9 protein-coding genes are annotated in these 15,378 nt (G+C 45.1%); all 9 read right to left on the bottom strand.

All coding sequences use genetic code 11. The features are described 5' to 3' along the window. Nucleotides 1–78: 78 nt before the first annotated feature. The 9 genes from PODO_RS15205 to PODO_RS15165 all read right to left on the bottom strand — a co-directional run bounded on the left by PODO_RS15205 (nucleotide 79) and on the right by PODO_RS15165 (nucleotide 15,377). On the bottom strand, nucleotides 79–1,089 hold the full coding sequence (locus PODO_RS15205; RefSeq protein WP_038571272.1) for a phosphotransferase enzyme family protein: 1,011 nt from the start codon (nucleotides 1,087–1,089) through the stop codon (nucleotides 79–81). Between the two features lie 161 nt (nucleotides 1,090–1,250). After that, nucleotides 1,251–3,041 (bottom strand): RCC1 domain-containing protein, encoded by a 1,791-nt coding sequence (locus PODO_RS30065; protein WP_169744772.1) that lies wholly within the window; start codon nucleotides 3,039–3,041, stop codon nucleotides 1,251–1,253. Nucleotides 3,042–3,133: 92 nt separating this feature from the next. Then, nucleotides 3,134–5,512, bottom strand: a complete 2,379-nt coding sequence (locus PODO_RS32165; RefSeq protein WP_080742505.1) for an exosporium glycoprotein BclB-related protein — start codon at nucleotides 5,510–5,512, stop codon at nucleotides 3,134–3,136. A 19-nt stretch (nucleotides 5,513–5,531) separates the two neighbouring features. After that, entirely contained in the window at nucleotides 5,532–7,349 is a 1,818-nt protein-coding gene (locus tag PODO_RS30575) for a glycosyltransferase (RefSeq protein ID WP_080742504.1), read from the bottom strand. Nucleotides 7,350–7,995: 646 nt separating this feature from the next. Then, complete coding sequence (gene treR / locus PODO_RS15185) at nucleotides 7,996–8,715, bottom strand: trehalose operon repressor (protein WP_038571269.1); 720 nt, start codon at nucleotides 8,713–8,715, stop codon at nucleotides 7,996–7,998. 164 nt (nucleotides 8,716–8,879) lie between these two features. Continuing rightward, nucleotides 8,880–10,850: a PTS system trehalose-specific EIIBC component gene (gene treP, locus PODO_RS15180; RefSeq protein ID WP_036677132.1), complete on the bottom strand. Its 1,971-nt coding sequence runs from the start codon at nucleotides 10,848–10,850 to the stop codon at nucleotides 8,880–8,882. A 50-nt stretch (nucleotides 10,851–10,900) separates the two neighbouring features. Then, nucleotides 10,901–12,604: an alpha,alpha-phosphotrehalase gene (treC, locus tag PODO_RS15175; protein ID WP_038571266.1), complete on the bottom strand. Its 1,704-nt coding sequence runs from the start codon at nucleotides 12,602–12,604 to the stop codon at nucleotides 10,901–10,903. A gap of 383 nt (nucleotides 12,605–12,987) precedes the next feature. Further along, on the bottom strand, nucleotides 12,988–14,175 hold the full coding sequence (gene deoB / locus PODO_RS15170) for a phosphopentomutase (RefSeq protein ID WP_038571264.1): 1,188 nt from the start codon (nucleotides 14,173–14,175) through the stop codon (nucleotides 12,988–12,990). 20 nt (nucleotides 14,176–14,195) lie between these two features. Further along, nucleotides 14,196–15,377: a NupC/NupG family nucleoside CNT transporter gene (locus PODO_RS15165; protein ID WP_036677141.1), complete on the bottom strand. Its 1,182-nt coding sequence runs from the start codon at nucleotides 15,375–15,377 to the stop codon at nucleotides 14,196–14,198. Nucleotide 15,378 lies beyond the last annotated feature (1 nt).

The following is a 15,378-nucleotide window of genomic DNA, read 5'->3' as shown; positions in this document are numbered from 1 at the left end:
ATACAATTTAAATAGTTTTCAGCAGTTCATCCTAATAATACCATTTGAAGAATATAACGCACATCATTTTCTAATCTTTTATATTGAAGTATCCAGAGAATTAAATAAAAAGGTTGTCCCGTTCACATAAGCTCTCAAAATCGCTTGAGCATATGGCTGCTCTTCGATCAAACCCTCGGTCTCTAGCGGATTCTCTGCATGAAAGCTATAGGCTTCGATTATTGCCATGACTAAGAAGCACTCTAGCTTCATTATATGTTCATCTTCCAGCTTTCTGATTCTCTGATATCCTTCGACGAAATAAGCTCTTTGTGTTGGGTATAATCCCATAATAGCCTGAGCTATATCGTAAAGATGGTAGCCGAAGCCACACCTGCCAAAATCAATAGGGTACGGTTCATTATCCTGAAAAATGACATTTCCATTATGTAAGTCAGCGTGGATCATCCCGTAATTTTGTTCATGTCTTGTGAACGTTTCGAGACATGTTGCCACTTTAGTGGCAGCTACGGAATACAACTTAAAACCCTCATCCGATATGAAATGTTTGCGATGTAGACTTAGGTGATCCCAGTCCCGTTTAAAGCTCAGTGCACCCCAAGAAGGACGAGTAAAGCCGCTGGAAGGACTAAAATCAGAGCTGGCCTCATGAAGCTTTGCCATCAATGATCCTGTTTTACGGATGCCCTCCTCCGTTAGTTCGCTTTTGTCTACATGCTTTCCCTCGACCCATCTCATTATGCTCGAATAAAACCGTTGTCCGTCACACACCGACGTTTCCGTAATAAAGGCCCCTTCACGATTGATTACAGCTTCGGGCAAGATGAGGCCCTTACTCTTCAATGCGAACAACCACTCTATTTCTGAAATGGTTCCTTCGCGTTGTTTGTTATTCGGGTGAATACGGAGCAAGAACTGTTCCCCCACTTCGCTTACAATGCGGAAGGTGACATGTTCGGATACTTGAATGAAGTGAATGGAGTTCCAGTCTATTTCGTATTCCTGCAAAGCATGAAAGGCCGCTTGTTTTACTTGTCTCAGAGTTCGGAGTCGATTCTCCTCAGTATTGATCTGAAAACCGTTATTCATTGCTTATCCCCTTTGTCTACCATACTTCCATCATTTTAACAGTCTAGACGGATAGCTGTAATAATAAAGTATGAATATGAAAAGAGTTTTCTCTTTTTGACTCACCTATAAAAATAGGGAATTCATTGCCATTTAGGCATGAAATTCCCTACTCTTCAAATCTAATAAGATTCTTCTACAAGCGAAATTGCAACAGGTTCTATGACATTAGTATAAGTGCCATCACCAAGCTGAGCTAACCCATTATACCCCCAGGTCAGCAAGGTCCCCTCCTCACTAACCGCACCGCCGCTCATATAACCTGCACTAATAGCGACGATACGACTGCCAATGTTGAGCTTAGAAGCGAGGGAACGCTCCGACTCAGCACTACCACCGAGCTGGCCCTCATTGTTCGCTCCCCATAACCATACGTTTCCATCGCTTTTCAGAGCCATGCTATGCAAGGCGCCAGCGGATACACTGATAACTGAACCAAGATCCAAGGCTTGAACGGGAGTATAATGATCTTCGGTTGTCCCATCCCCCAAGATTCCCTTAACGTTCGTTCCCCAGCTCCATACGGTTCCGTCCTTTTTCACTGCCATGCTGTGATAGAAGCCGGCAGATACGGAAGTAACGCTGCTTAACTCAGCAACCTGCACTGGGGTCACGTGGTCGATTTTTGTGTTATCTCCGAGCTGACCGTAGGCATTGAACCCCCATGCATAAACCTGACCATCGTGGCTAACCGCTAGATTATGAAAGGCTCCGGCTGAGATCGATGCGATTGAGTCCAAACCTGCAACCTGCACCGGTAATGCACTATCCTCGGTGGTTCCATCTCCAAGCTGACCATATGTGTTAAGTCCCCATGCCCACACCGTTCCATCGGACAACAACGCTAACGAATGCTGCTCACCTGCTTGAACCGCTATGACATTCACTAATCCAGTCACTTGCTGCGGCACAAGCTGGGGCGCCGACGTACCATTACCCAGCTGGCCCACGCTATTGCTTCCCCATGTCCAAATCGTTCCGTCCGTCGCGAGCGCGATGGAATGGTCTTGTCCAACGGATGTGGCGCTTATCTCCGGCAAGCCAACAATTCGCACAGGCTTATTACGAGCAATGGTTGTGCTATCACCGAGCTGGCCCATCCTATTATTGCCCCAAGCCCATACGGTACCATCCGGCTGTACAGTCAATGTATGAAAGGAATTCCCGTTGCCCATGCTCATAATGGGACCAACATTACTTACAACATCAAGTGTACTAACCTTCAACTCGTTACTAATTGCTGATTTGTTCCCTGCTTCGTCTATAGCTTGTACTACAAAGGTATACTCCTGTCCAGCCTTCAAGTCGACGGCCGTGTAGACCGTTGTGCTAACTGTTACTTCTGCCAACAGATCAGAGTCCTTATATAGAACATATTCCGCAACTCCGACATTATCCTCGGATGAAGTCCATGCCAAGCTAATGCTATCTGATGTGCGACTGAAAAGAGTTAGCTCGGGCGTACTCGGTGATTCTTGATCGGCTAGAGGGAGTTCCTCTTCCTTCGTTGTTGGTGGGTACGCTTCCGCTGGAAGCGTACTTGCGGTTAAAGGTGGACTTGTTTTTGACACGGGTCCGGATATGTTTACGGCTTGGACCGTAAATGTATAGCTCCGGTCGGAAACCAATTCCTTCACCGTATACTCCGTTAATTCGCCTGAATCGAAGGTATAGACCACATCGGTTACGCTAGGATTGGTAGACTCCATTAGATTTACCTTATAACTCACATCCGTGTTAGAGGTTCCCTCTACGGCATCCCAGGTAAGGCGAATGCTTGTGGAGGTTGAATCGCTGACTGCCAGATTCGCTGGTGCAGCCAATAGCTTTACTTGTTCAAAAGAGCGTCCTTTTGCATCTCCTACAGACGGGAATTGAATGACGGATGGAAATATAAGAACTAACACCAACATTAAGCTCAATTTTTTTATCGGAAATAGCTTCCTTGCCATTTTTAATCACTTCCTATCAAATAAAATGGATGGTTCCTACCTCAAATCTTGAATTACTTAATCTCAATTCCGGCGCTGGCATAACCTGTTACAGTATTTATCAAGCTTAGACCGGAAGCCGTCGAAGAGAACACTAACATTAAGCGATCGCCAGCCTGAACAGCCGTATTTATGCCTTTGACTGATCCGTCACTAGTAGATCCAATAGAAATTATTCCTGTCAAACTAGGCGCCAAGGATACTGCTGAACCAATAATAGGTGTAAAACTGTTGCTATTACTATCCGCTTTATATATTTCTGCTTGAACGTTTATGGTCGTGCCTATTAAAGAAAACGCTAAAGTTGGGCTGAAAAAAGCATATATTGAAGTGATCGTACCATTACGTGGAACGATAAAAGCTTGGTTGTACGGATCTTTTGTAGGATCAGAACCATTACTTCTGGTTAAATCTATTTTTCCACCTACTATACTAGCTCCTGAGTACGAACTGCCAAATCCAAGCATCGCAACTGTACCTTTTAATCCCCCGACGATTGTTGTTACAGTAATTGGTGATCCGGAAGAGAATGGAATTATAGTTGATGCGCCAGATGCCCCGGTAGCTCCGGTTACCCCTTGAATTCCTTGTACTCCCGTAGCTCCGGTTGCGCCAGTTACTCCTTGAACTCCTATTGCACCTGTAGCTCCGGTAGTTCCAGTCACCCCTTGAACTCCTTGTGCGCCTGTATCGCCAGTTACGCCTTGAATTCCCTGAACTCCTTGTGCCCCGGTAGCTCCGGTTTCACCTTTAGAGACAAGCAGGGTAAAGTCGTTATTTATATCAGAAGGTACTCCAGATGGGTTGTTTATAGTAACGATGTAGATACTTCCTAAATAAGTAACGACTTGTCCTGCATGATAGGAAGTCGCTGAATTGAACGGAGCAATGCTATCAAGACCAATGCCAGTTGCGCCAGTCGATCCGGGAGCACCGGTTATCCCTTGAATACCCTGTGCACCCGTTACGCCAGTTGACCCCATCGCTCCATTAGCGCCAGTTGCACCGTTAGCACCCGTGGCACCTGTTGCCCCATTTGCTCCGGCTGCTCCAGTAGCCCCGACAGCACCAGTTGCTCCAGTTGCGCCAGTAGCTCCAACAGCCCCAGTAGCTCCGACAGCACCAGTCGCTCCATTAGCACCAGTAGCCCCGGTTGTGCCAGTAGCTCCAACAGCCCCAGTAGCCCCGACAGCACCAGTTGCTCCAGTTGCGCCAGTAGCTCCAACAGCCCCAGTAGCCCCGACAGCACCAGTAGCCCCGACAGCACCAGTCGCTCCATTAGCACCATTCGCCCCGGTTGTGCCAGTAGCTCCAACAGCCCCAATTGCCCCGACAGCTCCGGTTGCACCAGTCGCTCCGGTCGCACCAGTGACACCTTGCGGTCCACTTGAACCAGATACCCCATTTTGACCCGCTGGACCGGTAGCACCTGTGTCTCCTTTTTCCCCTTTCGAACTAGTCTGGCCTACAGCCCCTAATCCCAACACTTCAACGAAGGATGCCATTCCTCCATTATGAATAAGCGTCACCAAAGACCCCGCAGGAAACACGCCCTTGCCATTGTCCCCGAACAGAACAGATTTGCTATTGATTTCGAGCTTCTCTGTCTGACCGCTGCTGCTTAAGAGTTCGATCGAATTTTTGGACATCGAGACGACAGAGCCATGGATAATCCGATCGGATACCTTGCTCGCAAATATTTCAGTCTTAGACAAGATAGCTGCAAACTCGGCGCGAGTAGCCGTCTGCTTAGGCTTGAAAGTATTATTAGGGAAGCCAGATATGACCTTGCGGTTAACTGCGGCATTAATGTAGCCTGCTGCCCAGTCCGATGCGTCTGATGCATCCGAGAAACCTATGTCGCTATCCCTAAACTCGATAGCTTCGGATTCTTTGCCTGCGGCACGAATAATTAGACGTGTTATCCACTCTCGACTTGCTTGCTCTTTTCCCCAGATGACGGTGTTGGGTCTCGCTTCCTCGCTTGGAATCACGAGGCCGATGTCAATCGCTTGCTGAATCCAAACAGTAGCCCAAGAATCTACGGTGAAGGGCAAGCTGCCGCTAGTAGCCTTAGGTTGCTCATATCCCATGAACCTGAGTACCATAACAACCGCTTCCTGATTCGTGACTGGTCGGTTAGGGCTAAAGTTTCCGGAACCGTCTCCTTCGATTACCCCAAGCGCGGAAGCTTTAGTGATATACTGATATGCCCATGAGGTAGAATCGACATCACTGTAAGCTGCTGCACTTGCCCGGGGTAGAATACTGCTATAAGCAGGGCTCAAGGGTGCAATCAACTGACTCATCAGAATAAATGCCATTGAGCTCTTGTAAGCTAACTGCTTGCCACTTTTCTTGCCACTTGTCTTCGTCCTCTTTAATCTTGCCATTACTAAATCCCCCTCAAATTTATAAAGTTATGTATTGCTTCAAATAATCGCGATTAACCATGACGCTCGGATAATCCGGTACATAGCCCCCAGCTATCTCATTGTGATAATGCGCTTGTTCGTATTGTCCTAAGCGATCGTAACAGACGCATAATTGCAAATGCGGCAGCCACGTCCATGCCGGAAGGTCTACTCTAGCGTTAAGCTCAGTCGGCTTTGGTACTTCCGTGGCTAGCTTGTACCAAAAAGCAGCATTCTCGAACCGTTGTTCGATTAGCTCATAAGACCCTAATTGACAACAGGCTTCGGCTCGGGGAGGCGACAAGGCAAAAGCTTGAAGTACTTTAAGCTTGGCTTCTTGAAAGAGACCTAATTGTGACAATGCATCTCCGGCACGCCGACTCGCAAGTAGCTTGTCCTCCAACCAGCCATTCGGCATGACTATGAAGGCATCGTATTGCTCTATCGCTCGCTGCCATTGGCCGTGATCGTATAGCTCGTTGGCATAATAAAATAAATCCCGCGGAGTGAACCTCGTTTGCGCTTTCAACATCCCCTCATAGATGAGAAGATTACGCGAGGACTGCGTATGCTTTCGATCATGTGTTATGCCTAACTCGGCATAGAACACATTGCCTGCGACCTCAAGGTACTCATGAACGACTCCAATCCAACGGAATTCACAATTTCGTCTTAGAAGGCGATTACGTCTCAAGCTCGAAGTTACACTTCCGTCTTTGTCACGGTCGAGATAATAATGCATCGATACAGCATCGATATCCCATGGTAGATCGGATACGATGGACTGGAGAGCCTTTGCATCCTCTAACTGCAGATAATCGTCCGCATCCAACCACATCAGGTACTCTTGAGTAGCGAGACTGAAGGCATAATTTCTTGCTTTGGAGAAATCGTTCACCCATTCGAAATCATAAACCCGTGCTCCATAAGATGCCGCGAGCTCTTTGGTTCCATCACTCGAACCTGTATCCACAATAATGATCTCATCGACAAGCTCCCTCACGCTGGATAAACAACGCCCTAAGGTGTACTCTTCGTTTTTTACGATCATGCATAGGCTGACAGTGACTTTCCTTGTGCCACTATACAAGGAAGAAGTTAAATCGAATCCCCACTTGCTTATGGCCATAGCACGATTTAAGATTAATCGGTTATTGTACCAATCAGGATCATTGGGATCTACTGAAGGAGGTTCATTCCGGAAGACTACGCATCCTTCGGCTATGTAAATATCCAGGTTCATAGATAACGTGCGATAACACAGATCGTCATCCTCGTAAGATTCGACCTCAAATCGCTCATCAAAGGACCCGATCTGCTCAAAGTAGCGACGGGGTATCATCATTAGTAAACTGACAAGTCTAGGAACCCGGGTCCAAGACATTGATTTCCCGATGGAAAGCATCGATGACGACTGATAGAGTTGCTCCATGTTCTGATATACAATCGGAATCCGTTGAGCGCCGCTAACATCATTCATCCTCGGACCCACGATTGCAGCATTGGAATGATGGTCCAGACAGCCCGACAACTGTTCTAACCATCCCTCGTTAACCATAATCTGATCGCGGATGAATACAAGATGATCTCCCGAAGATGACACCGCGCCCAGATTGAATGCTGCTGCAACCCCTTTGCTCCGGCTATGAATGACATGAACGCCGTATTCATACGCAAGGTAATTCGACACTTCGGCAGATTCGTTATCCGAGACGACAATCAGCTCATAGGACATAGACGTATATTTCTTAATCCGATCCAGACATTGTACGGTCAGGTTAAAGTGCTGAGCCAACAATATAATGCTAATATTCAATCGCTTTTCCTCCTATATTCGACATTTTCCCTAAATCTACCATTCTATTAGCGTTGCATTCAAGACAACCAAAGTTGCTATTAGCCAGTTTCACAAATAATGATAAGCTTAAAAAGACAGCCGGGTATGCAACTCTGCTCTATTAATGCAATAAATAATTTTTACAGAATGCAGGAAATTTCCACCTACTAATTCTGGCATGCAACGTATACCGTATTTGTTACGACTGGCAACGAAGGTATCGCTGTTTCCATATTCCAACAATATATATGTATAAAGAACATTTAAATAGTGTGGGTTGTCATCACTTTTGTCATATGACAATATGGTATTTAATGGGTTTTACATGAAAAGATAGGGTCGTTAATCATTTATCTGTTCCTATTGAGATTCAACATTCGATCGTCTTACATAAAAAAACTGCCTCTGAGGGCAGCTTTTTTTCTTAATATATCGTTTTTACGAATGGAGCGAATGAACCTTTAAAGCGCTCTTGTATCGAAAATTTGCACAGTATTGGCTATATAACTCCAACACACCTGATAGTGATTGAAAGGGATAGAGATTTCACAATTAGATTGTATTTTTTCTCAGGAAACTCTCATAAAAAAAAGGGTATCCCAAACTGGGACACCCTCTGATTAGCTTATCGTCTCACCCTCCGAGCAAAATCCACAAACTGAAATTTATCCAGCCGGTGTCTAGACTCGGTATATTGGTAAAGCACCGTGTTCTCCAAATAAACATAGTTTCGTACTACTACAATATGCGTAAAATTCTTCAAATCGAGCAGTCTATGATCCTCCTCTGTGGAAGGTTCAACAGATATCAGCTTCTTCGCATAACTGATCTTAAGGCCCAATTCCAGCTCCAGATATTCATAGATTGAGCCCTCGGCGATTTCCGCACTCAGGAAGGAAACGATATCCGCACGAAAATAATCCTTATCCAAAATGATCCGTTCACCTTCAATCTCTCTGGCACGAACAACCTTCCAAACCAGAGTTTCAGGTGGAATCTGCAGATGTCTGGCGAGAGCGGAGCCTGCCGGCTCTTGTATCGTCCGCTCTACCAGTGTCCGCGAGGCAGTACCCAGTGTATCGGCCATCTCTTTAAATGAAATCAAACCGGTAACGGGGAAATCCATTCGGGTCATGTCAAGCACAAAGGAGCCTCTTCCCTTAATTTTGTGAATATATCCTTCTCGGAAAAGTAGATTCAGCGCTTTGCGCACGGTCTCTCGTGAAGTGGCGTAAGCTTCGGCGAGTTCACTTTCGGAAGGCAGCTTGGTTCCCGGCAGCAGTTGTCCAGAATGGATTTGGTTGCTGTATTCATTATAAATTTGCAAATATTTATTTTCTCTCAATTTTGATCACCGCCCTTTATTGTATCACGTCATGCCTTTGGAAGCATCGATTCAATTGGAGGGGAATTCATAGCGTTGAACATATAAATTCTTATATTTATAGAAAAACAGCCCCCAAGGGGCTGTCTTTCTATAGTATAAAGTCTTTGCCAATATAGCCTTTATCAACCCTTGAGATGAATAGTCAAGATGCTTGTTTGTTTGGCCGTAGCTGGTCCGGTCTTCTCTTCAATCTTCTCGACCATCTCCTGACCTGCAGGAATGATGATTGGAGTAATCACCGGGTAACCTGCTGCGCGGATAGCTTCCATATCAAATTCTAGTAGAAGCTCGCCTGCCTGCACCTTATCACCAATATTCTTCAGGCTGGTAAAACCGCTACCTTTAAGCGCCACCGTGTTAATTCCAACGTGGATTAATACCTGAACACCGCTGGCATGCTCCAGTATAAGCGCATGTTTGCTCTTAATCACATGAGCTACTGTAGCATCAAAGGGAGCATATACTTTCCCCTCAGAAGGTTCGATTGCAATTCCCTCACCCATTTGCTTTTCAGCAAAGGCAGGATCGGGTACCTGTTCTAGCGATACTGCAGTTCCACTAAGCGGGGAGACAAGCTCCAGAATATTAACTGATTCCTGTGACCCTTGAACTGAATGACGGCTGCTCAATTCCTCTGGTTCGCTCGTAGTACTAGAAGCCTCTGTAGCTGTGTTCTTTTCGGAACGACCCACTACAGAACGTCCGTACAATACTGTGGCGGCAAATGGCACAACGAGAACAATAACCATACCTATGAAGAATACGCCCCACTGGTTCGGGAAAATCGAAAGGAAACCGGGAATTCCCCCTACGCCAATGGATGAAGCGCGAACCTGGTTAACGGTAAGGAGCATACCGGCAATTGCTGAGCCGATCATCCCGAAGATGAAAGGGTAGCGATAGCGGATATTCACCCCAAAGATTGCCGGTTCAGTCACGCCGAGGAATGCAGAGACGGAAGACGTAGCCGCCAAACCTTTTGCCTTTTGTTCTCTAACAACGAACATCATCGCCAGTGCCGCAGCGCCTTGTGCAATATTGGAGAGCGCCAGCATCGGCCAGAGGAAGGTGCCCCCCTCACTGCCGATGAGCTGTACATCGACTGCCAGGAAAGTATGATGCATCCCAGTGATGACCAGAAGTGCATAGAATCCACCATAGATCAAACCACCAAGGAGCGCAAAATGATCAAATACATAGATCAAACCCGAGGTGATAGCATTGGCAATGGCGAACGTAACCGGTCCGATAATGGTGAAGGCCAGAAAACCTGTAACCAGCAGGGTCACTGGAGCAACGACCAGTAGTTTAATGGAATCAAGCACCCGACGGTTGAGGAACTTCTCCAGTCTAGCCAGAATATAGGCCGAAACCAGTACAGGCAATACTTGCCCTTGATAACCGATCTTCTCCAAATGCCAGCCGAACAAATTCCAGGTCGGAACGGTTCCCTCAGTTGAAGCACTTGCATAACTGTAGGCACTTAATAGATCCGGGTGTACGAGAATGAGACCTAGCACGATCCCGAGCAGAGGACTGCCCCCGAAACGTGTAACAGCTGCCCAACCGATAAGTGCTGGTAAAAAGGTGAAGGCTGTGCTGGCAATCGTGTTAATAATCGCAGCAATGTCTTTCCATGCAGGATAGACATCTACCAATGACTTACTATCAAAAAAGATACCAGGTCCGGTCAAAATATTATTAATCCCAAGCAGCAAACCTGCGGTTACGATGGCCGGAAGAATCGGAATAAAAATATCAGCCAGTGTTTTGATCGCCCGCTGCAGTGGATTCTGTTTCCGTGCTGCCGCTGATTTCACGTCATCCTTGGAAGAGCGGGCACCACCAGTGATCTGAATCATTTCATCGTATACTTTATCTACAGTTCCTGGTCCGATAACGATCTGGAACTGCCCCTGCGTAGAGAATTGTCCTTTTACGAGTTCGTTACGGTCCAGGGCTTCCGAATCCACCTTGTTCTCGTCATACAGCGAGAATCTCAGCCGGGTTACACAATGCGTCGCAACTTCAATATTCTCCTTGCCCCCAACCGCCCGTACAATATCTTCAACATTTTTGCGGTCTATAGCCATATCTTCACTCCTTACAAAATTGATGTGTGCTCCTTCTTAAGTACACCTCGTTAGCGGACTAACCACATGTAGGAAGCATAAGGACTAAGCTGAAGCTTTTGTGTTAATTTAGGTGCATCTGCTGTATTCCCAATCAGAAGCTCGTCCTTACCACTTGGCGACAATTCAGACCAGTGATTATCTTCAAAGCGGAAAGAGATCTTTTTACTGCTGAAGTTCGAGACCACAACAAGTGTCTCTTCATCGCCTGTTCTGGCGTATGCGAATACTTCCGGATGACCTTCATCGAGTCTCTTGAAAATACCTTCTATAAATATTTCATATTCCTTGCGTAGTGCAATCAGTTTACGGTAATGGTGGAAGATGGAACCAGGATTTTCCAGCTCCTTCTGCACATTGATGTTTGGATACCGCTCGTCTACCTTCAACCATGGAGTACCAGTGGTAAATCCGGCATTCCGGCTGTCATCCCACTGCATCGGCGTACGTGAATTGTCCCGCGAACGTTCTTGGAGAATGCTGAGAGCAACCTCCGGGCTTTTCCCCTGTTCACACAGAATGCGGTACATATTTAGTGACTCAATGTCGCGGAACTCATCGATGCTTTTCCATACCGGATTCGGCATACCGATTTCTTCCCCTTGATATACATAAGGTGTTCCCTGAAGGCCATGCAGAGTTGTCGCGAGCAGCTTGGCGCTTTCCACACGGTAAACCCTATCATCAGTGAATCTGGAAAGGGCACGTGGTTGATCATGATTGTTAAAAAATAGTGCGTTCCAGCCTCCGCCTTTCTGCATTCCAGTCTGCCACTGCGAGAACAACTGTTTCATTGCCTCGAAATCATAAGGCATCAGTTCCCACTTCTGTCCATTCGGATAGTCGACTTTTAAATGATGAAAATTGAAGGTCATGGAAAATTCCCGCTCTTCGGGACTTGAGTACCGGATACAATGCTCCAGTGTAGTTGAGGACATCTCTCCTACAGTCACCATCTCAAACGGACCAAACACCTCTTTATACATTGCTTTGATGTATTCATGGACCTGTGGACCGTCAGTATAGAATTTACGTCCATCCCCCGGTGGAACACTCCCGTCATCGTTAGGGAAGCGCTGATCTTTGGAGATTAAATTAATTACATCCATGCGGAAGCCGTCGACACCCTTTTTAGCCCAGAATAACATCATATCATTCACTGCTCTACGTACCTTCTCATTCTCCCAATTCAGATCCGCCTGGGTTTTATCGAAGAGAGTAAGATAATATTGTCCCGAAGTTTCGTCGAACTGCCAGGCAGGACCCCCGAACTTCGACTGCCAGTTGTTGGGTAAGCCCCCGTCCGGAGCCGGATCCTTCCAGATATAGTAATCACGGTAAGGGTTGTTCCTGCTTGAAATGGACTGTTTGAACCACTCATGTTCAGTCGAAGTATGGTTAACCACGATATCGATCATTAGCTTCATTTCGCGTCTATGCAATTCCTGTACTAGCTCGTCAAAATCCTCCATCGTACCGAAATCCGGGTTGATATTTTCATAATCTGCTACATCGTAACCGTTATCATGTTGCGGCGAAACATAAACCGGCTGTAACCAGACAATATCGATTCCAAGCTTCTGCAAATAATCTAATTTCTCAATAAGTCCTTTAATATCTCCTGTTCCGTTGCCTGTAGTGTCCTTAAAGCTCTTCGGGTACACCTGATACACCGTGGAGCGGCGCCACCATTCCGAATACTGGGACTGACTCAAGTTGAACACCTCCAAAAAGAATTCTTTATTTCAACCATTAAACCTGTATATACAAGTTCAAACACTTCACACAGTTTAAACCTGTATATACAGGTTGTCAACACTATTACTATCGAAGGAGTGGCATGAGTAGAAACTAGATTATTTATAACGTTGTATTAGAATGCGATTCATCGAATAAAGGATTAACGACAGGTGGCTATAAAATTAACCCCTTTAATAATTGATTATTACCCTAATATTTGATCCGTAATAACAAAAAAAGCCGCTTACTCGGCAGCTTTTTAGATACGAAGATATGTAGATAAAAAACAAACAGGATACCTTTTACTAATACAAGTTAGGTACCCTGTTTCTTTTCAAAGTGTCTATTCAAATTAAGTTTATTTAAGCTCCTGTAGGAGACTCTGACCAAATTGGGGCATGGTCACAACAAAGTTATCAGCAACTGTTGCTCCAATATCCGAAAAAGTCTTCGATATAGGCAGCTCCCCTTGTCGATTGAAACTCTTACTGTAGAGTAGTAAAGGAACATATTCACGGGTGTGATCCGTACCCGCATGAATGGGATCATTCCCATGGTCTGCCGTAATTATTAGAAGATCGTCTTCACATAGCTCCTTTAGAACTTCATGTAATCGATCATCAAATTCTTCTAGCGCTTTCCCATACCCGATCGGATCTCTACGATGGCCATAAAGTGCATCGAAATCAACAAGATTCAAGAAACTAAGTCCTGTAAAATCAGTATGAAGGGTCTCCATGAGTTTATCCATGCCATCCATGTTAGACACTGTACGCAAAGACTTGGTGACACCCTCCCCATCGTATATATCTGAGATCTTGCCAATCGCTAGTACATCGAACCCGGCATCCTTGAGCTCATTCATCACGGTTCTTCCATAAGGCTTCAAGGCATAATCATGACGGTTCGATGTTCTTTTGAAATTTCCGGGCTTCCCGAGGAATGGTCTAGCAATCACTCTGCCTAGCATGTACTCCTCACGTAAAGTAATCTCTCTGGCAATCTCGCAGATTTGATACAGTTCTTCCAAAGGAATAACCTCTTCATGAGCCGCAATCTGAATCACGGAATCTGCTGAAGTATAGACAATGAGTGCACCTGTGTTCATATGCTCTTGTCCAAGCTCATCGAGAATAGCTGTGCCACTAGCGGGTTTATTCCCAATCACCTTTCGTCCTGTTATTTCTTCTAATTCATTAATTAATTCATAAGGGAACCCTTCAGGAAACACTTTGAAAGGAACGTCAATTCGTAGGCCCATGATTTCCCAGTGACCTGTCATCGTATCCTTTCCATTAGAAGCTTCCTGCATTTTGGTCCAATAAGCTAAAGGGCGCTCTACTTTGGGAACTCCGGGTATTGGGTCAATATGACTTAACCCTAGCTTGGATAACGCAGGAACATGTAGCCCATTCATTTTTTCTGCAATATGCCGTAATGTATGTGATCCTGCATCCCCAAACTTTTCAGCATCTGGAGCTTCACCAATGCCTACAGAATCCATAACGATGACGAAAATCCGCTTAAACCGGGGTGTTTGTTTCATGTTAATACTCCTTGCTTCAACTAGAATATGATACCGATAATCAAAGCTGATAAAACGCTTACAAGTGTGGCGCCAAATAACAGCTTTAATCCAAATCGTGCGACGATATTCCCTTGCTTTTCATTCAATCCCTTCACTGCACCCACAATGGTACCAATCGACCCAAAGTTAGCAAATGAGATTAGAAAAACGGAGACAATGGCTGTAGTACGGCCACTTAAACCTTCTTGAATCTTAACAAAGTCAAGCATAGCAACGAATTCATTCGCAACAAGCTTTGTCGCCATAATACTACCGGCCTCAACAGCTTCATGCCATGGCACACCGATAAGAAAGGCGATGGGTGCAAAGACGTAGCCTAACACTCCTTGGAACGAGATTCCGAATATGCCACTGAAGACCCCGTTAATCAAAGCAATGATTCCCACAAAACCAACTAACATTACCCCAACTACTATGGCTACTTTAAAGCCATCCATAATATATTCGCCCAGCATTTCAAAAAACGTTTGTTTTTCTTCTACCTGAACTTCAACAATATCTTCTTCAGGTGTAACTTCATACGGATTAATGATGGATGAAATGATAAATCCGCCAAATAGGTTTAATATCAATGCAGCTACTACATACCGAGGTTCTAGCATCGTCATATAGGAACCAACGATTGACATGGAAACCGTAGACATTGCAGACGCACATAATGTATACAAGCGATGTTTCGGCAATAGTCCAAGTTGGTTTTTCACTGAAATAAACACTTCATTTTGTCCGACAATTGCGGCTGCAACTGCATTATAAGATTCCAATTTACCCATGCCATTTATTTTACTCAGTACCAGTCCAATATACTTTATAATGAATGGCAGTATTTTGTAATGTTGCAAAATCCCTATCAATGCTGACATAAAAACAATGGGCATCAAAACATAAAGGAAAAATGTATGCGCCCCTTCATTTGCAATCCCGCCAAACACAAAGTCAGTACCTTCATTGGCGTATCCAAGTAATTTTGCAAAACTATCAGCAAACCCTTTAATCAAAAATTCTCCAATGCTCGTTTTTAGGATAATTAATCCCAAACCTATCTGAATAGCAATCATTACAATGATTGGACGATATTTAATCTTTTTCTTATTGTTACTTCCTAGCCATGCCAGTAATAGAACAATAACCAGACCAGCAATAGAAATTAGATAATGCATT

Origin of the sequence: Paenibacillus odorifer, assembly GCF_000758725.1 — a bacterium.
GTDB classification, from domain to species: domain Bacteria; phylum Bacillota; class Bacilli; order Paenibacillales; family Paenibacillaceae; genus Paenibacillus_AQ; species Paenibacillus_AQ odorifer.
Note: the sequence above shows the minus strand (reverse complement) of the source record. Positions and strands in the feature narration are given on the sequence as shown.

Excerpts from the sequence above, each read along its gene's own strand:
- PODO_RS15205 (WP_038571272.1), bottom strand. The coding sequence starts at position 1,089 with ATGAATAACGGTTTTCAGATCAATACTGAGGAGAATCGACTCCGAACT.
- PODO_RS30065 (WP_169744772.1), bottom strand. The coding sequence starts at position 3,041 with ATGTTGGTGTTAGTTCTTATATTTCCATCCGTCATTCAATTCCCGTCT.
- PODO_RS32165 (WP_080742505.1), bottom strand. The coding sequence starts at position 5,512 with ATGGCAAGATTAAAGAGGACGAAGACAAGTGGCAAGAAAAGTGGCAAG.
- treP (WP_036677132.1), bottom strand. The coding sequence starts at position 10,850 with ATGGCTATAGACCGCAAAAATGTTGAAGATATTGTACGGGCGGTTGGG.
- deoB (WP_038571264.1), bottom strand. The coding sequence starts at position 14,175 with ATGAAACAAACACCCCGGTTTAAGCGGATTTTCGTCATCGTTATGGAT.
- PODO_RS15165 (WP_036677141.1), bottom strand. The coding sequence starts at position 15,377 with ATGCATTATCTAATTTCTATTGCTGGTCTGGTTATTGTTCTATTACTG.